This is a genomic window from Pseudomonas sp. Q12-87 (genome assembly GCF_001269755.1).
GTDB lineage: Bacteria > Pseudomonadota > Gammaproteobacteria > Pseudomonadales > Pseudomonadaceae > Aquipseudomonas > Aquipseudomonas fluorescens_S.
On sequence record NZ_LHVI01000017.1, the window covers coordinates 1 to 23125 of the forward strand.

Below are 23125 nucleotides of genomic sequence, written 5' to 3' on the forward strand. Positions count from 1 at the left end.
TATTTTATATATTTTTTTGCGTCTGGAGCCTGGCGATTCTAGATATTTACCGCATAAAAAGTCAAAAGTAACCGCCATTTTCTGATTTTTAAGGGGTTCTCAGTGGTTAAAAGATATGGTTCCATATGTTTAAGCGATCTGAGATCGCATCCCCCGAATCCAGGAGCGCGTTGAAATGAGTCAGTTGACCCGATCAGAGTGGGAGACCAAAGCCAAGGCGTTGAGCATTGAGGGGCGAGCTTTCATCGATGGCAATTATGTGCCGGCCGATTCTGGCGCCACCTTCGAATGCTTGAGCCCGATTGATGGGCGCTTGCTTGGCTTGGTTGCCAGCTGCGATGCGGAGGATGCGGATCTGGCGGTCGTCAGCGCCCGGTCAGCATTCGAATCCGGTGTTTGGTCACGCCAGGCTCCGGCAATGCGCAAGGCAGTGATGGTGCGTTTTTCCGAGTTGTTGCAGATCCATGCCGAAGAGCTGGCGCTGTTGGAAACACTGGACATGGGCAAGCCCATATCCGATTCGCTGTCTGTCGATCTCCCAGGGGCCATCGACAGCATTCGATGGTGCGGTGAGGCCATCGACAAGATCTACGATGAGGTCGCGGCGACCTCGGTCGATCAGATCGGCCTGGTCACCCGGGAACCGGTTGGGGTGGTGGCTGCCATCGTGCCGTGGAATTTCCCGCTGATGATGGCGTCCTGGAAACTGGGGCCGGCTCTGGCGACGGGTAACTCGGTCATTCTGAAACCCTCGGAGCGTTCGCCGCTGACCGCAATCCGCATCGCCCAGCTCGCGCTGGAAGCAGGGTTGCCAGCAGGCGTGCTCAATGTTCTGCCAGGCTATGGCCACACGGTGGGCAAGGCGTTGGCCTTGCACCGCGATGTGGATGCCATCGCCTTTACCGGATCGACCCAAGTGGCCAAGCAGCTGTTGGTCTACGCGGGCCAGTCGAACATGAAGCGGGTCTGGCTTGAAGCTGGCGGTAAAAGTCCGAACATCGTATTTGCCGATGCCCCTGATTTGCAGGTGGCCGCCGAGGCAGCGGCGGCGGCTATCGCTTTCAACCAGGGTGAGGTGTGCACCGCAGGTTCACGCTTGCTGGTTCAGGCCTCAATCAAGGAGCGTTTTGTGCCCATGGTGGTCGAGGCGATGAGAGGCTGGAAGCCAGGGCATCCACTCGATCCGGACACGAACGTCGGCGCTCTGGTGGACGGACGTCACCTGGAAGGTGTGCTGCAGCGCATCCAGGAAGGGCAGGCGCAAGGTGCGCGATTATTGTTGGGTGGGCACGCCGCGCAGGTGGAAGTCGGCGGCAGTTATGTCGAGCCAACGTTGTTCGATCATGTCAGCAACTCGATGAAAATCGCCCAGGAAGAAATCTTCGGGCCCGTACTGTCGGTGATCGAATTCGACGATGCCGAAGAGGCGGTGCGCATAGCCAATGACACCCCCTACGGGCTGGCGGCTGCTGTTTGGACGGCTGACCTGTCTCGCGCCCACACCATGGCCCGCGCACTTCGTGCCGGGAGTGTCTGGGTCAACCTCTATGACGGCGGGGACATGATGGCGCCGTTCGGCGGCTACAAGCAGTCCGGCAATGGTCGGGACAAATCTTTGCACGCCTTTGATAAGTACACCGAGATCAAAGCCACCTGGATACAGCTTTGAGCTAGTCCTCGTTAAGCGCTCGCAGGCGGGGCTGCTCCGCCTGCTTGATTCCCACCCATACAAATTCCTTTTTAAAGGATGTAAACCATGAACAGCTCGTTAGGCTCCACGGTGGTTGCGGACCAGGACGCGGAGCAACTCCGTGCGCTTGGGTACACGTCGAATTTCGAACGCAGCATGAGCCTGTGGGAGAACTTCGCCCTCGGGTTCACCTATCTGTCGCCAGTGGTGGGGGTCTACACCTTGTTCGGCCTGTGCCTGGCTGCGGGTGGGCCGCCGATGTTCTGGTCCTACCTGTTGGTGGGAGCCGGTCAAATGCTGGTGTGTCTGATTTTTTGCGAAGTGGTATCCCAGTATCCGATTTCCGGTGGTGTCTATCCTTGGGCCCGTCGCCTGGTGGGCAAGAAATGGGCGTGGATGGTCGGGTGGATCTATGCCATTTCCCTATGTGTGACCATTGCTGCCGTTGCGCTGGGTGCTGGTCCATACATTGCCAACCTCATGGGCTTTGAATCGTCGCCAGTGACCAATACCGTCGTCGCTCTGATTCTGACGGCCATCGCCACGGTCCTGAACCTCAGTGGCACCAAGCTATTGGCGCGGGTGGCGATGTTTGGCTTCCTTTGCGAATTGGTTGGGGCCCTGCTGATCGGTGGATACTTGCTGATCTTCGAGCGCCACCAGCCTTTGAGCGTACTGTTCAATACGTTCGACATTTCTATCGACGGCGCTTATTGGCCGGCTTTCCTTGCCGCCTCGCTGGCGGGGATGTTCCTGTACTACGGTTTTGAAGCCTGCGGTGATGTTGCTGAAGAAACACCCAACCCCAGTCGTCAAGTCCCCAAGGCGATGCGGATGACCATTTGGATCGGCGGTGCCGCCTCGATTTTCGCCGCCCTGGCGTTGATCCTTGCGGTGCCTGACATCGCCGCCGTTATCTCCGGCCAAGACAAGGACCCGATGTCCACTATATTTGGAGCGGCGTTTGGTCCTGTCATGTCTCGTGTAGTCATGGGCGTGATCACGGTTTCGTTTGTTTCCTGCGTGCTGAGCTTGCAGGCATCTGCCAGTCGCCTGCTCTATGCCTACGCCCGAGACGAAATGCTCATGGGTAGCGCCATGTTGAAAAAGCTCTCGCCCGCTACCCATGTTCCGACCGCCGCCCTGATGGTCTGTGGTGTGCTGCCGGCGATCATCGTGTGTGTCGGCTTCTATCTGCAAAACGCGGTTGCGTTGGTGGTGAGTTTTGCCGCCATCGGCATCTACCTGGCGTTCCAGATGATTGTCAGTGGTGTGTTGTACGCGCGCATGCGTGGTTGGAAACCCCAGGGTCAGTTCACCTTGGGGCGGTGGGGCTGGATCGTGAACATCGCAGCGCTCTGCTACGGCTTGTTCGCGATTGTAAACATGTCCTGGCCGCGTACTCCGGATGCGCCCTGGTACGTGAACTACGGCATCGTGCTGGTCGGCGCCATTGTGATTTTCGTGGGGCTTGTCTACATGGTTCTGTTTCGTCCCTACGAAAAAGGTACCGCTCCGGCCGCGGATGCGTGGAAAAAAACCTAGATGACATCGCCGCCTGCCGCCCAGTGCGGCAGGCGGATCCATTACACCCAATTTTTCATAAGCCTGTTTAATTTCAGAAAACCCGCTAGCATCCGCAACGATCCCTCCGCATCCTTGGACCCCACTTCATGAATTTGCGTTTGCTTGCAGCCAGTCTGTTTCTCACCAGTACCCTGAGTCATGCCGCCGGGCCGGAACCCACTCCCAAGGCCTTGGAAGAACAGATCGGCCACTTGGTGGCGCTCCTCAAGGACAGCTATGCCACTGGCTACCCCGACGCGGCGATGACCCAGACGTTGGATACCGGAGAGGATAGCCAGGTAACGCTTGTGGTCTTCACCATCGAAGGCTTTGGCATGGGCAACAATTACAGCCAATACCTGGCGGCTTTTACGCCCGAAGAGAACGAAGAGGGCGTGACGCACTACAACCTGCTGGATGTGATGCGCATTGGCGGCGACAGCTGGCGTTCGATCGATAAGCTGGACGCCAAGCTGGTCAGTGACCCTACGGGCGAGCAAACCCTGATCGATATCCCGGCGATGCAGAACACCGACGACGATGCGCCGAACTTTCCAACCAAAGCCGCGGTTATTCACTTGTCGCTGGATGGCGCCCAATCGGTCCGGCTGATGGAAGTGAAGTGAGGCACTTCTGACCCGTCTCATGGGCGCTCACTCCCATCGAAACGCCAGCCTCCCGGGCTGGTTGCGAAAAAAAGGAACGTTTAAGCCTACTGAACGTCGACTCTGTAACTAAACATTTCACCTAAGTCCATACGCTGTCGCGCGGTTCTGAAACAGACGCAACGACAGCGAGCGGCCAGCAGGTCAGCCCTTATGAGCGAAGAAATGAAGTGCAGTGTCGAGTTCAACGGTCGTGCCCTCGAAGGGAAGGCCGACCAGCCGCTGATTGATTTCCTGGCAGAGCAGGGCATCCATCTGCCCCATGTCTGCTATCACCCAGCCCTCGGGCCGATACAAACCTGTGACGTCTGTTGGGTCGAATACAACGGCGAAATGGTCCGCGGTTGTACGCTGCGTTCAGCCGACGGTATGAACCTGACCAGCAATGTTCCCCATGTCCAGACCGCGCAGGAGGAGGGGATCGACCGTCTTCTCGCCAAGCATGAGCTGTATTGCACGGTGTGTGAGCACAACACCGGCGATTGCACGCTGCACAATACATTTGCCGACATGAACCCTGCGATTCAACGTTACAAGTACCAGCGCAAACCGTACGACAAGGATCATTCGAATCCGTTTTATACCTATGACCCTGACCAATGCATCCTCTGCGGGCGCTGCGTAGAGGCTTGTCAGAACGTCGAGGTCAACGAAACGCTCAGCATCGATTTCACCCAGGAACATCCACGAGTGTTGTGGGATGGCGCAACCACCATCGAAGGCTCCAGTTGCGTGAGTTGTGGCCATTGCGTCACGGTTTGTCCGTGCAATGCGTTGCTGGAAAAAACCATGCAACCGGACGCAGGTCCTCTAACGTCGATGCCGCAAAACATCAAACGGCCCATTATCGATGCAGTGAAAATCATTGAAAACACCATCGGGGCACCGCCCATCACCGCTGTTTCGGTCATGGACATGCATTGGCGACAACCTGAAATCAAGCGCACCAAAACCGTATGCACCTATTGTGGCGTGGGCTGTTCGTTCGAAATGTGGACCCGTGACCGCCAGTTGCTGAAAGTGCAGCCGGTGATAGACGCGCCGGCGAACGGGATTTCGACGTGCGTCAAAGGCAAGTTCGCCTGGGACTTCGTCAATAGCGAAAAACGCCTGACCACCCCGTTGATCCGGGAGAACGGCCAGTTCCGCGAGGCCGGCTGGGATGAAGCGTTGGCGTTGGTCGCCGAGCGTCTGTTGAGCATCAAGCGTGATCACGGCGCCGACGCCATCGGGTTCATTGGCTCCAGCAAGGCCAGTAACGAAGAGGCCTACCTGACGCAGAAAATCGCGCGCTTGATCATCGGTACCAACAGCGTCGACAACTCCTCGCGTTATTGTCAGAACCCCGCGACACAAGGGCTTTTTCGCACGGTCGGCTACGGAGGCGATGCCGGTACGATCAAAGACCTGGAACAAGCGGACCTGATCGTACTGGTGGGCAGCAATCTGGCGGAGAACCATCCGGTGATTGCCTCGCGAATCAAGGCAGCACGCAAGCTCCGCGGGCAAAAACTGCTGGTGGTCGATCCTCGCAGACACGAAATGGCCGAACGTGCCGACCTGTTCCTGCAAATCAGGTCCAGCACCGACATCGTCTGGGCCAGCGCAATGTCGCGCTACATGTTCGATCATGGCTATGCGGACACGGCATTTTTGCAAAATCGAGTGAACCAGGTGGACGAGTACCGTCGCTCGCTGGAGCCGTTTACCCTGGGCTTCGCCGCCCAAGTGACCGGCCTGGCGGAAACCGACCTGACCGCTGCGGCGCAGATGATCGGTGAGGCAAAAAGTGTCTGCCTGTTGTGGGCAATGGGCATCACCCAGCACAGCCACGGCGCAGACACCAGTACGGCGCTCTCCAACCTGCTGCTGGTCACCGGCAATTATGGACGTCCGGGTACTGGCGGATACCCGATGCGGGGCCATAACAACGTTCAGGGGGCCAGTGATTTCGGCTGCCTGAAAGACGTTTATCCGGGCTATGAAAAGGTCACCGACGAAGCCGTCCGGGCCAAATGGGCCAAGGCGTGGGGCGTCACCCCCGAGCAGTTGTCGAACAAGGCGGGCGAAGACAATTTCCTGATGGTGCAAGACGCCGCCAACCGAAAGATCAAGGCGATGTACGTGATTGGCGAGGAGACCGCGTTCTCCGACGCCGACACCGAAAACGTGCACGAGGCGTTCAAAACGTTGGACTTCATGGTCGTCCAGGACATTTTCTTCAGCCGTACCGCGCAGTTTGCCGACGTGGTCCTGCCAGGCTGCCCCAGCGTTGAAAAAGAGGGGACGTTTGTCAACACCGAGCGGCGGATCCAGCGCTTTTATGAAGTGTTTGCCCCGTTGGGAAACAGCCTGCCCGACTGGCGCATCCTGACCGACCTGGCGAAGAAAATGGGGCATGACTGGGGTTATGAGCACCCCTCGCAAATTCTTGACGAAGTCGCCGGCATTGCGACGTTGTTCGCCGGTGTGAGTTACGAGCGCCTGGAGGGCTGGAAATCGCTGCTATGGCCGGTACGGCCAGATGGCACGGATACGCCGCTGCTCTACACCGACCGTTTTCATACCAGCGACGGCAAGGCGGTGCTTTATCCGCTGGAGTACAAGCCCCCGGCGGAAGCGCCGGACAGCGAGTTCGATCTGATGCTGGACAACGGCCGGATGCTTGAGCATTTCCAGGGCAATAACCAGACAGGGCGCGGCGACCGTCTCGACTCACTGTCGCCAGAATGGTTCGTCGAAGTCAGCCCCGAGCTGGCCGCGCAGCGCGGCATAGAGGAAGGCACGATGGTCCGGATCACGTCTCGTCGCGGCGCTGTCTCGGTGCCGGCCGTCATCACTGATCGGGTTCAGGGAAACGTGCTTTTCCTGCCAATCCACCAGGGCAAGCCCGGCATCAATGAACTGACCGGGGAACATCATGACCCAGACGTGAACACGCCCGCCTACAAAGAAGTCGCGGTGAAAATGACCATCATGAGGGAACAATCCCGAAGGCCCACCTTGCCCCGCGGCAATTTCCGCAATGGCCACCGGACGCCGAACGACGGCGTGGACGTTGCGGCGAAATGGGCACGAGACGATTACGCGCCAATCGACGCACCAGCGCCCCACCCGGAGAGATGCTAATGGCCGAGCCCATCGACTACGACGTCAAGCCGAGTAAAACCGGGCTTGACGCAAGGGAGGAACTTGATCGGCTCCTCCAGAGCCTCCACGAGCACGGCGTGTTGCGCATGGCCAATGATCTGGTCTGCGCGAACACCGCGATCGCCAAAGTGCTTGTGGACGGTCTGAACAAAGAGGGAACGCTCAACGTCATCCAGAACCTGTCGATTCTGGCGATGGCGCTGTCCCGTGTTCCCCCCGAGGATTTTTACCGCGTGGTCTTCGCCTTGAAGGATGCCGGCGCCGCCATCAGCCAATGGACCGCACCCGATGATAAAAGCGCCGCGCCGGGCGTTCGCGGCACCTATCGCCTGCTGCAAGACGAATCGCTTTGGCGGGCGATAACCCCGCTGCTGGAAGGTTTGAAAGCGATGGGCGAGGGGATGAAAAGACCGGTCGACAAACCCATCAGTGACTTCGCTGGCAAACCCAGCGACGCGTGACTGGAGCCTGTCCATGGAACCGATGGATCCGGCGTTGCTGCTAGCGCGCTACCAGTTCGCGTTCACCATCAGCTTCCATATTGTCCTGGCGGCATTTTCCATTGGCCTGGCCAATTACTTGATGGTGCTCGAGGGGCTGTGGTTGTGGCGCAAGCGTCGTGTCTACAAGGACATCTACACCTTCTGGCTGAAAATTTTTGCATTGACGGTCGCGGTCGGCACAGCGTCCGGGCTGGTCATGGAATTTCAGTTCGGCATGCACTGGAGTGCGCTGTCGCGGCGCGCAGGCGCTGTGCTGGGACCCTTGATGTTCTACGAGGTGATGGTGGCTTTCTTCCTTGAAGCCGGCTTTATCGGTGTGATGCTCTTTGGCATGAACAAGGTCGGGCCACGCCTGCATTTTCTGTCCACCTGCGCCGTGGCCGTGGGTTCGTTGTTCAGTGCTTTCTGGATACTGTCCGCCAATTCATGGATGCACACGCCGGCTGGATTCAGCATCGGTGGCGATGGCCGCTTCGTCCCGGTCGACTGGCTTGCGATCGTGTTCAATCCATCGTTTCCCTACCGCATGGTGCACATGAGCCTTGCAGCCTTTCTTGGCACGGCGATGCTGGTCGGCGGCGCGGGGGCCTGGCACTTGTTGCGCAACAGTGCTCATACGTCGGCCAGGGTCATGTTTTCCATGGCGCTATGGATGGCAGCGCTGGTGGGGCCCTTGCAAATCGTGGCGGGTGATCTGCACGGTGAAAATACCCGAGACCACCAGCCGCAAAAGCTCGCCGCCATGGAAGGTTCCTGGCGGCGGCCTGAGGCAGGCCAAGGCGAACCACTCAGGCTGTTTGCGGTGCCTGACCAGGTCAACCGCAAAAACCAATTCGAGCTGGCCATTCCGCATCTGGGCTCGCTGTATTTGCGACATGACTGGACCGGCACCATCAAGAGTCTGGAGGAGTTCGCGCCGCAGGATATTCCGCCGGTGGCCATGGTGTTCTATGCGTTCAGGGCCATGGTGGGCATCGGACTGCTGATCGTTGCATTGGGGATTGCCAGTCTTGTCCTGCGTTGGCGCGGTCGGCTCTATGAGTGTCGATGGCTGCTGCGCTGCTCGGTCATCATGGCCCCGGCGGGATTTGTGGCGATGATCTGTGGGTGGATCGTGACTGAGGTCGGGCGCCAGCCGTTTACCGTCTACGGATTGATGCGCACGGTCGACAGCCACTCCGGGCAACCGCTGTCGTTCGTCGCGGGCAGCACGCTGGCCATCATGGCGGTCTACCTGATGGTCTTTAGCCTGGGGTTATTTTATTTGCTGCGGGCGATTGCCCGCTTGCCAGCCGATGCCCAGAGGGCCGAAGAATGAACACCTGCGCTGGGCAAGGACATCGTCATGTTCATTTCTGAGGCGTTGCTCCCCGATCTTGCCGCCGCAGCGATCGCGTTCACCATCATCACGTACGTCGTCCTGGATGGGACTGACCTGGGTGTCGGAATACTCTTCGCCACGCGCCGTGACGCCAACGAAAAAGCAATCATGGTGAGTTCCATCCTGCCGATCTGGGACGGTAACGAGACGTGGCTGGTGCTGGGTGGCGGAGGGTTGCTGGCCTTGTTCCCGGTAGCCTACAGCCTCATTTTTTCCGCCCTGTACATGCCGGTCATCGTCATGCTGCTGGCGTTGATTTTCCGGGCGGTTGCGCTTGAGTTTCGCGCTGATGCGTCTTCGCGGATGAGGCGTTGGCTTGACGTTACATTGGTCGCCGGATCGTTGATCGCGGCGTTTTGCCAAGGCGCCATCATGGGCTGCGTGGTGCAAGGCATCGAACAGCAGGATGGCCAGTTCGCCGGCAACGGTTGGGAATGGCTGAGTGCGTTTTCGCTGACCTGTGGCGCGGTGTTGGTCATCGGCTACGCGTTGCTGGGCAGTTGCTGGTTGGTCTGGCGTACCGAAGGCCACTTGCAAGCGACGGCCAGGCGCCAGGCGCGAATACTTGGCTGGCTGACGTTGTTGGGGATGGCCGCCATCGTCGTCTGGACCAGCCAGTTGCTGCCGGTCTACCGCGACAATCTTGCAGAATCAAGCCTGAGCGTGCCGCTGTTGTTGGTCCAGGGTCTGTTGCTGGTAGGGTTTCGTTGGGCCTTCTCCAGCCGTTTCGAATTCCTGCCGTTGTTTGCCGTACTGGGATGGTTCGGCGTGGCCTTCGTTGCGGCGATCATCACGCTGTACCCGCTGATCGTGCCGTCGGCGCTTTCGATAGAGCAAGCCTCGGCCCCGGCGTCGAGCCAGTCTTTCATGCTGGTCGGTTTCGCTGTGCTGGTGCCGGTCACGCTTGCCTACAACACCTGGGGGTTCTGGGTGTTTCGAGGCAAGGTGAAGCGCGAGCAGGTTGACTCAGGCGCATGACGGAAGTGCCCCTTCCCATGCTTGTAGAACCGGGGCAGATGTACGTTCTATCAGTTCAATCCTCGGCGGGAATCTCGGCGTCTTGACTGGCTTGCTCGGCCAGCTTCAATCGGTCAGCCTTGCTGATGTATTGGGTTTTGCTTTTGGGCGCCAGTTTGGCGCTGGCTTTCTTGGCGTTGGCCTTCAACAACTGGTTGATCTTCTTACGACGGTTCATACCTTTTCTACTCGGCTGGCAGGTTTACGCATCATAACAGCTTGGATCATCGGTCAGGCTCGTCGCCATCAGGCATCTTCCGGCAGCACGGCCCCGGCACTTTCGGCGACCAGCGAGTCGCCAATGGCGTAGAACTGCCCACCGGCAATGTAGTGCAGGCTGCGCAGTTGCGTGGGCGCAGTGTCGAAATACCAATGCCCGTCGCGGAATACGCGGGTGTCTGCCCAGGCGCCGACGACTTCTGCGATGAACAGGTCATAGGCCTGCTGGTTGTGGGTTTCGGGGATCAGTCGACAGGCCAGCCAGGCCGAGCAGCCGGCAACGAATGGCACATCGTGGCCGTCAATGCTGAACAGCTCGACACCGCTGTGTGCAAGTTTATGCGGGTCGTCGAGCAGGCTGAGATTGCCTACCTGATAGGTGAGCTCAAGCTGGGCCACGGTTGGCACTTGAATCACCAGCATGCCGCTTTTTTCCACCAGCGCTCGCGTCCGGGTGCTCTTGTCCAGGACCACGGTGAGCTTGGGCGGCGAAAAGTCCAGCGCACAGGCCCAGGCAGCGGACATGACATTGTCGACACCGTCGTGGCGGGCAGAAACCAGGACGGTGGGGCCGTGGTTGAGGAGGCGATAAGCTTTCGGCAGCGGGACGGGGGCAATGTTGGCGTTCATCGATGCTCCTTGGGTCAGGGGAGGGTTAACAAGCCAGGCGGCAACCGGGCGCTATTCTGTCAGCTTACGCAATGGAGCGCGGAGCATCATTGCAACAGAACGTGCGATGGCTGCCTTTGCTCCGGACAATCGCCTTGCGCCGCCCGGCAGTGCGCGTTTCAGCGCACGCGCTTGCGGCTCTGCACCGCCAGGTCCAGGGCTTTTTGCATGTCCAGCCGCGCCGAACGGCCCACGTCCTTGTCGTTGAGCTGGTAGCTGCGCTCGGAGGGCAGGATGGGCGCGGTGAGGTCCTCGGCATCCATCCGTTCGAAGTCGTGATTGTCGCCGATAGTCATGGCGCTGCGGCGCAGCAGCATGCGCACTTGCTCGGGTTCGAGTTGCGGGTTGATGGACAGCATCGCCGCCACCAGGCCCGCAACCATGGGCGTTGCGTAGGACGTACCGCAATGCACCGCACCGGCCTGGCCGGCGCTGACCGTCGAGGCGTGGGCGCAAGCGGCGGCTGTGATGTCGACGCGCATGTCGATATTCGAGGAACGGCGCTTGACCGCATAGGCCGGGTCGTCGACTGCGATCCCGGCGCGCGCGCTGCGCTGGTGGCCGCCGACCACCAGCAGTTGCTCGGTAATGAACGAGGAGGGCAAGCGGTATTCATCGCTGCCCGAGAACGATGAGCCATTGCCGGCGGAGTTTATTACCACCACGTCGGGATGTTCCTTGCGCAGCCACAGGAAGAACTCCTCGAGCAACTCCTCGTACCCACCCATGGCGATGCCCGAGCGCAGCAGTGAGTCCACCTCGTCGCCTTTGACGTCTTTGGCGCCGACGCGATGAATGCCCCAGCTCCAATTGAGCACGCGCACGCCGTCTTCCACGAGGTTAACCGAGGCGGCGATATTGGCAGTGATTCCGGCATCGGAATTGCGCTCGACAATGACCTCGAAGCCACCGCTCGCCTGGTCCAGACCACGCAGCAAGCCCGTGTTGCCGCCATTGTCCCAGCGCGCGGCGAGGATGCCGGCGACTGTGGTGCCATGGTTGTCCGGCTTATCCGCATCGCGTGCGTAGACGCAAGTGCGCGGCAGCGAGCAAGCCCCGACGTAGTCCGCAAAGTCCGCGGTGTCGAAATCCACCGCGCGCTCGATCAAGCCGATGCGCACCGGTTGGGGCTGCACAGGCGTCTGCCGCCCGGGGACGCGCCGCTGATAGTAGTTCACCGCATCGAGAAAGCGATTCGCGGCCCATTCATCCGAGTCCGTGGCCGGTTTTTTCGGCTCCTCAGCCTGTGCCTCGACAGGGGCTTGTTCGGCCTCTTCGGCGGCGGACTCCTCGATCACCACGGCGTCCACGCTGGTCTCGCTGCCCAGGCGCAGTACCAGTGCGTCACGCTGCACCAGGTCGCTGGCGGGCAGGCGCAGTTGGTACAGGTTCAGCGGCGCAATGCTGCCGACGACCGTCGCGCCGTACTTATGGGCAAGACGCTCAGCCTCCTGGTGGCCGTCCTGGTCTTCTTCGATCAGCACGCTGACCAGATCGACGTATGTGGTCAAGCCGTCCATGTTCTTCGCCACTTCGTCCGGCCCTGCGGCCAGTACGTGGCTGTTACGCAGGGTCAGCCAGGCCGCGTTGCTGGAGCGTGGGCCGTCCTCCAGCCAGAGGGGAGCGCTCTGGTAACCGTCGCTGGCCAGGCGCAAGCGCAAGTTTTGCCCGTCGCGCTGCACCGCATCCGCAGGTATCGCCTTCGCACCCAACTTCAAGCGTGGGGTTCCATCGCCCATGCCGTGCACGGTCAGGCACCATTCCTGGTGCTGGCTTTGCAGCAGGTCACCGCACCGTTTCAGGCTTGCCAGGCGCAGTGGCTCTTGCGCAGCGGCCGGCGCACTGGCGGCCAAAGCGAACAACGTGGCGAGGGCAGCGGATCGAAGGGGCATTGGGCGGGGTTCCTGGGCAGGCTCGTTTTGTTCCGACTGCGGCAATGCCTGCTTCGTTCAGGGCGAGACCATTCAAGGAGGGGCCGGTAGCAATTATCGGCACAAGCGCGGCAATCGACTTTTCGATCAGCAGTGGGTCTAGGAGTGCCCAGCGCTGATTCATAGGGATTTGAGCAACACTGTTTGTCCTGTCGATCGATTTTTACGCGCTCGGGCACCCCTTAACATCGTCTCCAAGCCGCAAGCATTAGCTGATGCGGACACAACCAACGAGACGGTGAAGAACATGAACATGAAAAAAATCGCAGCGCTCCTGATGCTTGCCAGCCTGGGCGCCAATGCTTATGCGGACACGACGAATACTTCGAGCACCCCGATCGAAACCTACAATTACTCGACGAAGCTGGACATCGAACACGTGATCTCCATCACCGAACCAGCGAACGAATGTGCGCCCGTGCCGGTACAGATGACTTATGAAGACTCCCATGGCCAGCGGCATGTCCTGCAGTATCAAACGATGGGGACCGGTTGCTCCAATTGACCGGTGCGTAACGATGGAGGGTCGACACTCCATACCTGCCGCACTAAGTGTTTTTAGCTCCGACAATAGCTGCATCCGATGCCAGCAACTGCGGGATTGATTGCTTGAGAAAATCCACCCAGGTTTTGGTTTTCGCATCCATGAACTTGCGCGATGGATAGATCGCGAACAGGTTCAACTCCTCCAGTCGGTACTCAGGCAACACCCGCACCAATGTCCCCGCCCTCAGACCGCGTACGGCCGATGCGATTGGCTGAACGCCGATTCCCATGCCTTTTTCAATCGCTGTGGTCATGCCATCGGCAGTATTGATGTGAAAAGGCGAAGCGCCAATGGTGATGGTTTCCAAGCCTCGCGGGCCGTCGAACGTCCATTCCTCAGCCGGCATCACGGTGTTGACGATACGCAGGCACTCATGCCCGCCAAGCTCGCCGGGAGAGTCCGGCACACCGCGTTTGGCCAGATAGGCAGGTGATGCGCAGAGGACGCTGTAAGTCATGCCCAGCCGTTGGGCGACGAAGCCCGAGTCCGGCAGGTCGCGTGCCAGCACAATGGACATGTCGTAGCTTTCCTCCAGTAAATCCGGAACGCGGTTGGTGAGGGTCAGGTCGAACAAGACCGTCGGGTGAATTTCCCGGTAACGGGCAATCGCGTCGATTACGTAGTGATTGCCAATGGCCGACATGGCGTGAATCTTTAAACGACCGACTGGCACGGTGTGGGCAGTTCCCGCTTCTTCCTCGGCCTCGCGTACGTTGTCGAGGATCTGTTCGCAGCGTTGCAGGTAGCGCACGCCCGCTTCCGTGAGCGCGAGACGGCGGGTGGTGCGGTTGATCAAACGGGTGTGCAGGCGGGCCTCAAGGGCCGTGACGGCTTTGGAAACGTTGGTGGTCGTGGTGTCGAGCAGTTGCGCTGCGGCAGTGAAGCTGCCGCTTTGGGCTACGGCGTTGAAAAAACGCATGCTCTGGAAGAGGTCCATTTTTTCATCTCGCGGTTCGGGCAGGGAAGTTTGGGGAGGGCGGCCCTTGCGCAACCGCACCGTCGTCTATCAGCTTGTACGGGCAATAAAGCCTGGAACACCGGTTTCGATCACTGAGTTGAATCGAATCCGGGTGGTAATGTCCTCTTTGATTTCTCGCATCGCCCGGTGCGGCAGCGTCGCCAGATGGAAATTTTCCCGTATACGGTCCGGTTTCGCCGAAGTCGTCAGGAAAGCCGTCCCGCGTTGAACTGCCCACGCCAGCGCCACTTGTGCCGGGGTGCGTTGTACATGCCGGGCGATGCCGGTGAGCACCGGATCTTCCAAGACATTGGGCAGCATTCCATGCCCCAGCGGCGCAAACGCCAGCAAGATAATCCCGTGTTGTTTGCAAAACTCCAGCATTTCCCATTCCGGCAGGTAAGGGTGCGATTCTATCTGCACCACGGAAGGCTTGATTCGCGCGCCGGCAACGATGGTTTCCAATGCCTCCAGCGTTATATCCGAAAGGCCGATGGATTTGCAGAGGCCTTCGTCCACCAAGCTTTCAAGGGCGCGCCAGGTGTCGAGCAGGGTAATGCCGCCATCGTATATGACGTGTCCGAAAACGTCCCGTGGATCCTGTTCGTCGCCGGGTTGGAAGGCGAACGGAGTGTGGATCAGATAGCAATCGAGGTAGTCGACCTGAAGGCGCCGGCAGCTCGCTTCGAACGCCGGCTTGACCCGTTCGGGTCGATGGTTGGTATTCCACAGTTTGGTGGTGATGAACACATCCTCACGGCGGATTTTACCGGCGGCAAATACCTGCTGGAACGCCATGCCAATCCTCTCTTCGTTGCGATAGCGCTCGGCGCAGTCAAAGTGCCGGAAACCCGTCTCCAACGCATGTTTGACTGCGTCGCAGGTGGCTTCCAGATCACGGAACAGCGTGCCAAATCCTACGGCGGGCATCGAGCCAGCGCCGTTATTCAGCGGCAGGCGCGTGTCGCGAAGGTCATCGTGAAAGGCTTCGTATGTCATGTCGGTTCTCCTAAAGGGGCCATCAGAGTGGTAAGGAATCGGTACGAATCGTGGCGACATTGGGCACGATGACGCCTGCGTCATTGCCGCCCAGGGCCACGAACAGCTGGACCACGTCCAGATAACGCGCGGTCTGTACGCGGATCTGCCCGAGCAGCGCTTGCTCATAGGCGCGTTCGGCTTCAAGCACTTGCAGGATGCTGTTTTCGCCCTGGGCGTAAGCCTGTTGGTTCAACTGCAAACTGGTGTCGGCGGCGCGCAAGGCGTCGTCCTGCGCAGCGTTCTGCTCGGCACCGTGATTGATGGCCTGCAAGGTGTCCGCAATCTGGCCAAATGAGCTAACGACCGTGTGCTGATAGCGGGCGAGGGCGGCGTTGTAACCGTCAACGGCGGCCTGGCGCTCAGCCTTGAGTGCGCCGCCATTGAAGATCGGCGCAGTCATTCCGGCGGCCAGACCCCAGAGGGCGGCGCCGCCATTGCCGGATGCGGCTTGGGTCAGTGAGGCCGAAAGCTCGACGTGCGGATAAAGGCTGGCAGTCGCTACGCCCACTGCTGCGCTGGCCATATGCAACTCGGCCTCGGCTTGCAGGATGTCCGGACGTGTGCGAGCCGTCTCGGACGGCAGGCTGACCGGAATGCTCGACGGTGAAGCAAAGTCATCGAGGACGAAGTCTGGCGCGATCCAGTCCGCCGGGCCTTTGCCGGCAAGGATCGACAGTGCGTGCCGAGCAGCGTCGCGCTGTTGGGCGAGTGGTGGCAGCAGCGTGCGATCCTGGGCAAGGCGGGTTTCGGCCAGTGACACGTCGATCCGGGTCGTGGTGCCGCTCTGGTGTGCCCGGCGGACCAGTTCAAGGTTTTTCGCATCGTTGGACAGCAGCGTTTGTACTGCCCTGATTTGCGCATTGGCTGAGGCAAGCAGCAGCGCTTGCTGGGTGACGTCCCCGGTCAGCGTGAGGTAGGCCGCCTCATAACGATGCTTCTGCAGGTCCGCGAATGCTTGTTGCCCTTCGACCGCGCGTTCGAGGCCGCCAAACATGTCCAGGTCGAAAGCCACCCGTGGGCCGATCGCATAAACATTCGACACGCTCGGCTCAGAAGCTGTGTGGGTGCGTTGACGCCCGGCGGTAGCGCCAACATTCACTTGCGGATAAAAGGCACCTTCCGCCGCCGCAACAGACGCCGCGGCTTGGCGAATGGTCGCATCGGCGGCCACCAGTTCGAGGTTGCCATCGATGGCTTGGCGCATGACTTCGTCGAGCTTGGGCGAACGGAACGCCGACCACCAATGGCCATTGATCCGCTTGCCCATTTCAAACTGCCCACCGGCCGATTGCTGCTCGGCCTGTGGGTCGTAGTGCTGCGACGAACGGGTGGCAGGGCGCACAAAGTCGGGGCCGACGATGCAGGCGCAAAGCATCAAAGCCATCCCTAGCGCGTTGACGGTGCACAGGAACGCAGAACGGGTGAAGCGCAGGGACGTTTTCATTTTCCGGACTCCACGAATATCAGTTGGCTGCAACAGGCTTGCGAAGGAACAACACCAGTGGGCTGACGATGAGTATCGCCACCAGCAAGATCTTGAATTGACCCACCACTGCAACGAACGCCGCCTGGTGGGTGACCAGATGATTAAGACCTTCAAGCTCCGGTAGCGAGATGGGCGGTGTCATCCGATAGGGCGTTAAATGACTCGCCAGCGCCACGTGCATCGCCTGGGTGTTATTGAAGAAATAGAGTTGCACCACCGCCACGCCGAGGGTGCTGCCGTAGACGCGCATCAAGTTGAAGAATCCGGCGGCCTCGGGACGCAAGATCGGCGCGATCGTGCTGAACGCGACCTTGCTCAGCGCCGGCATCAGGATGCCGAGGCCGATCCCTTGGACGAATCCGGTCACCGCCACGGGCGTCCAGTCCATGAGGGGTGAATAGCCGAGCATCAGCCAATTGGCATAGGCCACCAGGGTGATGCCGATCACGATGAATAGGCGAACGTCGATCCACACCGGCGCGCGACCCATCAGCAGGAACGCCCCAACCAATGCGATGCCCCGCGGGACTGTCAGCAAACCCGTGGCATCCGGGGGGTAGCCGAGGATTTCATCGAGCATCGGCGAGGTCAGCGCCATCGTCGACAGCAGGACGAAGCCAAGGGCGAAGAACATCACCGTCGACAGGATGAAGTTACGGTCCCTGAGCAATCCCTTGCCGAGAAAATGCACCTTGGCAGTCAGCACATGGACGAGGAACAGGTACAGCCCGAGTGCACAGGACAGCGCTTCGACCCAGATTTCCGGCGAGTCGAACCAATCCAGGCGTTCGCCACGGTCCAAGAGCATTTGCAGGGCGATCATGCCGAGGGTGAACGTGCCAAAACCGAAGAAATCAAACGGCGGGCGTTGGTCGACTTTCCTCTCGGTGAGCAGCAACGCGACGACCATGAAAATGTACGCGGCCAGCGGCAGGCTCAGGTAGAACATCCAGCGCCAGTCGAGCCATTCGCAAACCCAGCCGCCGATACCAGGCCCGCTGACGATCCCCAGCAGCACCAGCGCCGTCCACTTCGGGCCAAATGCCGGGCGGCGCTCGGCGGGCAGCGTCTCCAGTGCGATCGCCATCGACAGCGGCGCCAGGACGCCGCTCGCCAGGCCTTGGAGGATGCGTGCGCCAATGAACGCCAGCGGCGAGTTTGCCAAGGTGCCCAGCCACAAGCCGAGGGCGAACAGCAGGATGGCGATCTGGTAGACATGTTTGAGGCCAAAGCGCGCAGCCAGCCATTGCGCCACGGGCAGGGTGATGGCGCTGGCCGCCAGGTAGGCCGTGAAGATCCACCCGGCCTGATCGTCCGTCATCGAAATGCTGCCTTGTATCAAGCGCAATCCGGCATTGGGCAGCGGCAAGTTCACCGACTGCATGTAGGTGGCCAGCAAGGCAACCAACCTGAGCGAGCGCGCGTGCGGTGCGGTAAGAGCAGCGGTGGCGTTCATCAGGAGTTACCCGCAGTCAACAGCGACTTGAGCGGATACCACCAAGGCGTGCGGTACCCGGTATCGACTCGGACCGTGGCGCTGGTGCCAGAAAACAAAGGCATCGATGGATCCGCCTCGTCCAGCTCGAGACGCACCGGAACCCGCTGTACCACCTTCACCCAGTTACCGGTGGCGTTTTCCGGCGGCAACAGGGCGAAGTCGGCCCCGGCGCCGGGGCTTAGGCTGACCACGTGCGCCTTGAACTGCCGATCCGGGTACGTGTCGAGGGTGATGGTCGCCGTCTGGCCGGCTCGCATGTGCGTGACTTGCGTCTCGCGAAAGTTAGCCTCGACCCAGATCTCCCCGTCGCGGATCATCGCGAACGCCGCCGCGCCGTTATTGACGTAGTTACCGACTTGCAGGTCGTCGACTTTGGCGACGATACCGTCTTGCGGCGCGGTGACCGTGGCGTAGGCCAGGTGCAGCTGCGCTTCGTCAAGCTGAGCCTTGGCCTCACGCACCGTCGGGTGGCTGTCAATCGTGATGTCTGGATTGCCGTTCAGGGCAACGACGGTGCTGGCGATTTGTTGTTCCATCGAGGCGATGCGTTGACGGGATATCTTGAGGTCGGTTTCGGCGCGCTCATAGACGGCTCGCGACACGAACTCGGTGGCGACCAGGGCTTTTTTACGGCCGAACTCCTTCTGGTCGTAATCCGCCGCCGCCTTGGCCGATTGCAGCTCGGCCTGTTGCTGGCGATAGCTCGCCTTGAGTCCGTCAATGCGCAAACGTGCGATATCCAACTGTGCTTCGGCACGCTGGACGTCGATCAGAAAAGGTTCCGGGTCGATACGGAACAGCATTTCGCCCTTGCGGACCCGTTGGTTATCGTCGACAGCGATTTCAACCACCTGCCCGGAAATACGCGAGTTGATCGATGTCTTGGCCACGCGGGCATAGGCATTGTCGGTAGACACAAACGGTACGTTTGCAAGGTATTGCCCGTAGCCGATGACGGCCAGGAGCGCTGGAACGCCGGTCATCAGCAGCGGGCGCAGTTTCTGTTTCAGCGATTTTTCCGGTGGCGCGTCAGCAAGGTTCGGCCCTGGGTGTGCATTGGCTGGTGTTGCTGGGAGAACGAATGGCTTGGTCATGATCGAGTACACCCTTAACCGGGAAGTCGGCCGGTCCTGCGCGAAGTTCGCCAGGTCCGATGTCGTTGATTGCTGTGAGTCACCAAACTCGTACGCGGTGGGGAGGATCACTCCGTGCCGCTGTTTCGTCGTCACCAGAGCCTGATTCGAGCGCCGTTACAACAAAGCTGAGGGTCGAGGAATTTTTGATTCCTTAATTTTGTGCGATGGTGTAAGAATATGGCTGACCCTACTGGCATGCAAGGAATTTGTACGACATGGCACAAAATAAAACTCCAGGCGCGAAAGGCCGTGGCCGGCCACGCGCCTACGACCCGCAGACAGCGCTTCAACAAGCGCTAGGGGTGTTCTGGAATACGGGTTATTCCGCCGCCTCGCTGGACAGCATCGCCAGCGCCGCCGGCATGAACCGCCCGAGTCTCTATGCAGCCTTTGGCGATAAACATGCGATCTACATCAAGGCGCTCGACCAATACTGGGAAACGGCCCATTGCGCCATGCAAGACGCATTGACCGATACCAGCCTGACGCTGGAGCAAGCCCTGATGCGCTTTTACGAAGGGCAGTTGGCGATTTACTTTTCGGGCGAAGGCCAGCCTCGTGGCTGCTTCGCGATTGGCACGGCGACCACCGAGGCTGTCGAGGATCCGCAAATCCGTGATGTGCTTTCGCTTCGACTGAGCCAGCTCGACGCCGACCTTGAGGCGCGCCTGCGCCAAGCCATCGACTCGGGAGAATTAAAGGCCGATGCCGACCTGAGAGCCCTGGCCGGTCTTGCCTCTTCGCTATTGCACAGCATTGCCATTCGCGCGCGGGCGGGTAAATCCCATGATGAGCTGGCTCACCTTGCGCGCAGTGCCGTCAAAGTCATGTGCCGTTGAGCGGCGCAACAGAGGGGCTGGAAGACATTCTGGCTGAAGGCCTGTCGGTGATTTTTTGCGGAATCAATCCGGGCTTGTTGGCGAAGGCGCAGGGGCATCATTTCGCCGGGCGGGGCAATCGTTTCTGGCGGACGTTGCATCTGGCTGGGTTCACTGCGCAACCAGTGTCACCGGAAAATGACCGATCAATCCTTGGCTATCATTGCGGATTGACCACCGTGGTTGCCCGTCCGACTGCCCGCGCTGATCAACTGACGGCCCAGGAGTTCGAGGCTGTCGCGGTAGAGTTCGAGCAAAAGATTGCCCGCTATGCACCGCGTCATGTGGCGTTTCTCGGCAAGGTGGCCTACGCCGGTTTGTCCGGGCAGAAAGTCATTGAATGGGGGCTTCAACCCAGAACGTTCGGCGGAGCAGCCGCCTGGGTGCTGCCCAACCCCAGTGGACGCAACCTGGCATTCACATTGGAGCAACTGGTGGCTGCGTATCGGCAACTGCATCGGGCTGCGCGCTGACGGGCGACTCCATGCGATCGCCCAACGGGCCAGGCGATCTGTCCGTTCAGTCCATACGAGTGCCCAACACAATACCTTGCACCCTGAAATCATTGAGTGCCGCCACCCCGACAGGCAGAAGTTCCTGGGGCGGGACGCCTACCGTTTCGGCCAGGGCGATCAGATGCTCATGCCCGCTGCGCCGATGCTCAGTCAGCGATACCAGCAAGGTGTACGCCAGCGGTGCAAGGCGTGAAAAGGTCACTTGGTCGCCACGACGTCGAAGCAGGAGCAAAGTGGGCGCCGATGATGGTTCGGCAGGCTGATGACCGGGCCCGATGTCGCACACCGGCCAAAGATAGGCGCGGGTCCAGGCCAGTGCCGAGACCACGGGAATGCCTTGGATCAGGTCGCCGTTCGGGTCATGGGCTGGGTCTTTCGCATCGCTCAATAGAAGCGCGCTCTCGCTCCATTCGTGGTGTGCCAGTTCGGCCAGCCACGCAGGGTAACCATGGCTATCGGTGCGTTGTTCCAGATGGCCGACAAACTCACCGGCGATCTGGGTGAACAGAGGTGTCTGGCTCCGGTGTCCGGCATAGAAATCGTTGACCAGCCTCTGCCAGTCTGCCGTAGCCAGGGTGCGGCGGATGACTGGGAAACTGCCTGCCAACAACGACTCGATATTGCCGAGAAACAGTTGCCGATAGACGGCCAGGCGCCGTGCTTGCAGCCCAGGCGGGCCCGGATTTCTTGGGTCGCGCACGTAATTGGCCATGCAGCTCAGTTGTTCAAGCAATCGTGCGGACATGCTGCGCCTCCAATCCTGTTTGCCGACCGAACTGCTGGAGGCGCTTGATCTGATCGATCTCCGCAAGCAGCTGCGGCAATGGAGGGAAATTGAAGTCCCGCTCCAGCAGCGTCGGCACCGGTCCCAGTCGTTCATAGGCCTGATGCAGTAGCGCCCAGACGTCTTGCTTGACCGACGCACCGTGGGTGTCGATTTTCAGGTCATCGGCCTCATCGTAATGCCCAGCGACGTGCAGGTAAGTGACCCGCCGCGTCGGGATCGCCGCGAGGAATTCGCTGGCGTCGTACCGGTGATTGATGGCGTTGACGTAGAGGTTGTTGACGTCCAGCAGCAGGTCGCAGTCGGCTTCATCGAGCACAGCCCGTATGAAATCGATTTCGCTCATGGCTTGGAAGGGCGCTGCGTAATAGGAGATGTTTTCCACTGCGATGCGCTGGCCCAACACGTCCTGTGCCTGACGTATGCGCGCCGCGACATGGTGCACGGCTTCGTCGGTGAAGGGGATCGGCAGCAGATCATAAAGATGGCCCTGATCGGCGCAGTAGCTCAGGTGCTCGCTGTAGATCGTCACGGCGTAGCGATCCAGGAAACCGCGTGTTGCACGCAACAGCTCAAGGTCGAGCGGCTGGGCACCGCCGAGCGAGAGCGACAGCCCGTGGCAGGTAATCGGGTATTGCTCGGCCAACCGATCCAATTGCTGGGCATAGGCCCCGCCGACGCCGATCCAGTTATCCGGCGCGCATTCCAGGAAATCCACGGCGCCGGCGTCCATCGTCATGAGGTCCGCGAGCATGGCGCGGCGCAGGCCGAGCCCGGCGCTGGTGGGTGAGACGGTAATATTCATGGCTGTCTCCATACATGACAAAGCCCTCCCGGCATAAAGGCCGAGGAGGGCGGGCGTGCAGAAATTATTCTTTGGCCTGGCTCATGCGGGTGAACAGTTCGGTGGGCACTTTTTTACCGTTGGCGGTGTATTGGCCGGTGCGGTACTTGTAGGTTTCAGCCTCGGACAGATAGCCGTCGTGATTGCTGTCCATTTTTTCGAACTCAGCCTGCTGGGTCGGTGCGACGCTCAGGAATTCCTTCAGCGATACGCGATCGTCATGGTCGTTGTCGGTGCGGGCAAAGGAGGCGTCGCCACATTTGCCTTCACCGCATTTACCTTCCGACTGGCTGACTTTTTTGCTCGTCTCAGCCGCGCCACACTTGCCTTCGCCGCACTTGCCCTCGGAAGTTTTTTCAGCTGAGGCCAATTGGTAGCCCTGGGGCAGGGCTTCTACTGCGAAGGCCGATTGGGCCAGGCTGAAGCCGCCAGAAATGGCCAGTGCGGCGAGAGCGAGGCGAGCGGAACTCAAGGTGTTTTTAGCGTGCATATCGTTTCTCCAAAGAAGAACAGCGTGTCCCCGGGCAACGTTGCGCGGGGCTTGTACCGTGACGCCTGTGCCGATGCCTGGAACCCGGCCCTGCGAGCAATTCGTCAGGATCCGGTAGCGGGAGGCAGGTGTGAGCGGACGGGGCTATTTGGCGTTT

Annotated in this window: 21 protein-coding genes; 10 read left to right on the forward strand and 11 right to left on the reverse strand. The window is 60.0% G+C overall.

Features of this window, described 5'->3' with window-relative positions; all coding sequences use genetic code 11:
• The first annotated feature begins 175 nt into the window (after positions 1–175).
• The 7 genes from AD663_RS11545 to cydB all read left to right on the forward strand — a co-directional run bounded on the left by AD663_RS11545 (position 176) and on the right by cydB (position 9933).
• Entirely contained in the window at positions 176–1669 is a 1494-nt protein-coding gene (locus tag AD663_RS11545; RefSeq protein ID WP_053213739.1) for an aldehyde dehydrogenase, read from the forward strand.
• An 87-nt stretch (positions 1670–1756) separates the two neighbouring features.
• The gene (locus tag AD663_RS11550) at positions 1757–3235 is read left to right on the forward strand and encodes an APC family permease (protein WP_053213740.1); all 1479 of its coding nucleotides are present in this window, start codon (positions 1757–1759) and stop codon (positions 3233–3235) included.
• A 128-nt stretch (positions 3236–3363) separates the two neighbouring features.
• Positions 3364–3882, forward strand: a complete 519-nt coding sequence (locus AD663_RS11555) for a hypothetical protein (protein ID WP_003180970.1) — start codon at positions 3364–3366, stop codon at positions 3880–3882.
• A 192-nt stretch (positions 3883–4074) separates the two neighbouring features.
• On the forward strand, positions 4075–7050 hold the full coding sequence (fdhF, locus tag AD663_RS11560; RefSeq protein WP_053213741.1) for a formate dehydrogenase subunit alpha: 2976 nt from the start codon (positions 4075–4077) through the stop codon (positions 7048–7050).
• Positions 7050–7532 (forward strand): DUF1641 domain-containing protein, encoded by a 483-nt coding sequence (locus AD663_RS11565; protein WP_053213742.1) that lies wholly within the window; start codon positions 7050–7052, stop codon positions 7530–7532. The genes fdhF and AD663_RS11565 overlap by 1 nt, the downstream gene beginning before the upstream one ends.
• Before the next feature lie 13 nt (positions 7533–7545).
• The gene (locus tag AD663_RS11570; protein WP_053213743.1) at positions 7546–8892 is read left to right on the forward strand and encodes a cytochrome ubiquinol oxidase subunit I; all 1347 of its coding nucleotides are present in this window, start codon (positions 7546–7548) and stop codon (positions 8890–8892) included.
• Between the two features lie 27 nt (positions 8893–8919).
• The gene (cydB, locus tag AD663_RS11575) at positions 8920–9933 is read left to right on the forward strand and encodes a cytochrome d ubiquinol oxidase subunit II (RefSeq protein ID WP_003180978.1); all 1014 of its coding nucleotides are present in this window, start codon (positions 8920–8922) and stop codon (positions 9931–9933) included.
• Positions 9934–9988: 55 nt separating this feature from the next.
• On the opposite strand, the gene AD663_RS28345 is transcribed toward cydB, so the two are convergent.
• From AD663_RS28345 to AD663_RS11585, 3 genes are all read right to left on the reverse strand, one after another.
• Positions 9989–10150 carry a DUF2986 domain-containing protein gene (locus AD663_RS28345; protein ID WP_003180980.1) on the reverse strand — a complete coding sequence of 54 codons (162 nt, stop codon included), beginning with the start codon at positions 10148–10150 and terminating at the stop codon, positions 9989–9991.
• A gap of 68 nt (positions 10151–10218) precedes the next feature.
• A complete protein-coding gene (locus tag AD663_RS11580) occupies positions 10219–10821 on the reverse strand; it encodes a flavin reductase family protein (RefSeq protein WP_003180982.1) in 603 nt (200 codons plus the stop codon).
• Between the two features lie 158 nt (positions 10822–10979).
• Positions 10980–12752 (reverse strand): S8/S53 family peptidase, encoded by a 1773-nt coding sequence (locus AD663_RS11585; RefSeq protein ID WP_003180983.1) that lies wholly within the window; start codon positions 12750–12752, stop codon positions 10980–10982.
• A 286-nt stretch (positions 12753–13038) separates the two neighbouring features.
• Between AD663_RS11585 and AD663_RS11590 the strand changes: the two genes are divergently transcribed.
• Entirely contained in the window at positions 13039–13296 is a 258-nt protein-coding gene (locus AD663_RS11590) for a DUF2790 domain-containing protein (protein ID WP_033045984.1), read from the forward strand.
• Between the two features lie 43 nt (positions 13297–13339).
• Here the strand turns inward: AD663_RS11590 and AD663_RS11595 are convergent, their stop codons facing one another.
• The 5 genes from AD663_RS11595 to AD663_RS11615 all read right to left on the reverse strand — a co-directional run bounded on the left by AD663_RS11595 (position 13340) and on the right by AD663_RS11615 (position 19415).
• Complete coding sequence (locus tag AD663_RS11595; RefSeq protein ID WP_003180986.1) at positions 13340–14275, reverse strand: LysR family transcriptional regulator; 936 nt, start codon at positions 14273–14275, stop codon at positions 13340–13342.
• A 69-nt stretch (positions 14276–14344) separates the two neighbouring features.
• A complete protein-coding gene (locus AD663_RS11600) occupies positions 14345–15295 on the reverse strand; it encodes an aldo/keto reductase (RefSeq protein ID WP_053213744.1) in 951 nt (316 codons plus the stop codon).
• 22 nt (positions 15296–15317) lie between these two features.
• Positions 15318–16781: an efflux transporter outer membrane subunit gene (locus AD663_RS11605; RefSeq protein ID WP_053213745.1), complete on the reverse strand. Its 1464-nt coding sequence runs from the start codon at positions 16779–16781 to the stop codon at positions 15318–15320.
• A 19-nt stretch (positions 16782–16800) separates the two neighbouring features.
• Complete coding sequence (locus AD663_RS11610; protein WP_053213746.1) at positions 16801–18279, reverse strand: DHA2 family efflux MFS transporter permease subunit; 1479 nt, start codon at positions 18277–18279, stop codon at positions 16801–16803.
• Entirely contained in the window at positions 18279–19415 is a 1137-nt protein-coding gene (locus AD663_RS11615) for an HlyD family secretion protein (RefSeq protein ID WP_003180994.1), read from the reverse strand. The genes AD663_RS11610 and AD663_RS11615 overlap by 1 nt, the downstream gene beginning before the upstream one ends.
• A 257-nt stretch (positions 19416–19672) precedes the next feature.
• On the opposite strand from AD663_RS11615, the gene AD663_RS11620 reads away from it, so the two are divergent.
• Both AD663_RS11620 and mug read left to right on the forward strand, forming a co-directional pair.
• Positions 19673–20296 carry a TetR/AcrR family transcriptional regulator gene (locus AD663_RS11620; protein WP_053213747.1) on the forward strand — a complete coding sequence of 208 codons (624 nt, stop codon included), beginning with the start codon at positions 19673–19675 and terminating at the stop codon, positions 20294–20296.
• Positions 20293–20808, forward strand: coding sequence for a G/U mismatch-specific DNA glycosylase (gene mug / locus AD663_RS11625; RefSeq protein WP_003180998.1), 516 nt, complete (start codon positions 20293–20295; stop codon positions 20806–20808). Before AD663_RS11620 ends, mug begins: the two co-directional genes overlap by 4 nt.
• A gap of 46 nt (positions 20809–20854) precedes the next feature.
• On the opposite strand, the gene AD663_RS11630 is transcribed toward mug, so the two are convergent.
• The 3 genes from AD663_RS11630 to AD663_RS11640 form a co-directional block, all read right to left on the reverse strand.
• Complete coding sequence (locus AD663_RS11630; protein WP_053213748.1) at positions 20855–21595, reverse strand: DUF2063 domain-containing protein; 741 nt, start codon at positions 21593–21595, stop codon at positions 20855–20857.
• A complete protein-coding gene (locus AD663_RS11635; protein WP_053213749.1) occupies positions 21576–22439 on the reverse strand; it encodes a DUF692 domain-containing protein in 864 nt (287 codons plus the stop codon). The genes AD663_RS11630 and AD663_RS11635 overlap by 20 nt, the downstream gene beginning before the upstream one ends.
• Before the next feature lie 64 nt (positions 22440–22503).
• A complete protein-coding gene (locus AD663_RS11640; protein ID WP_003181003.1) occupies positions 22504–22968 on the reverse strand; it encodes a hypothetical protein in 465 nt (154 codons plus the stop codon).
• Positions 22969–23125: the final 157 nt, after the last annotated feature.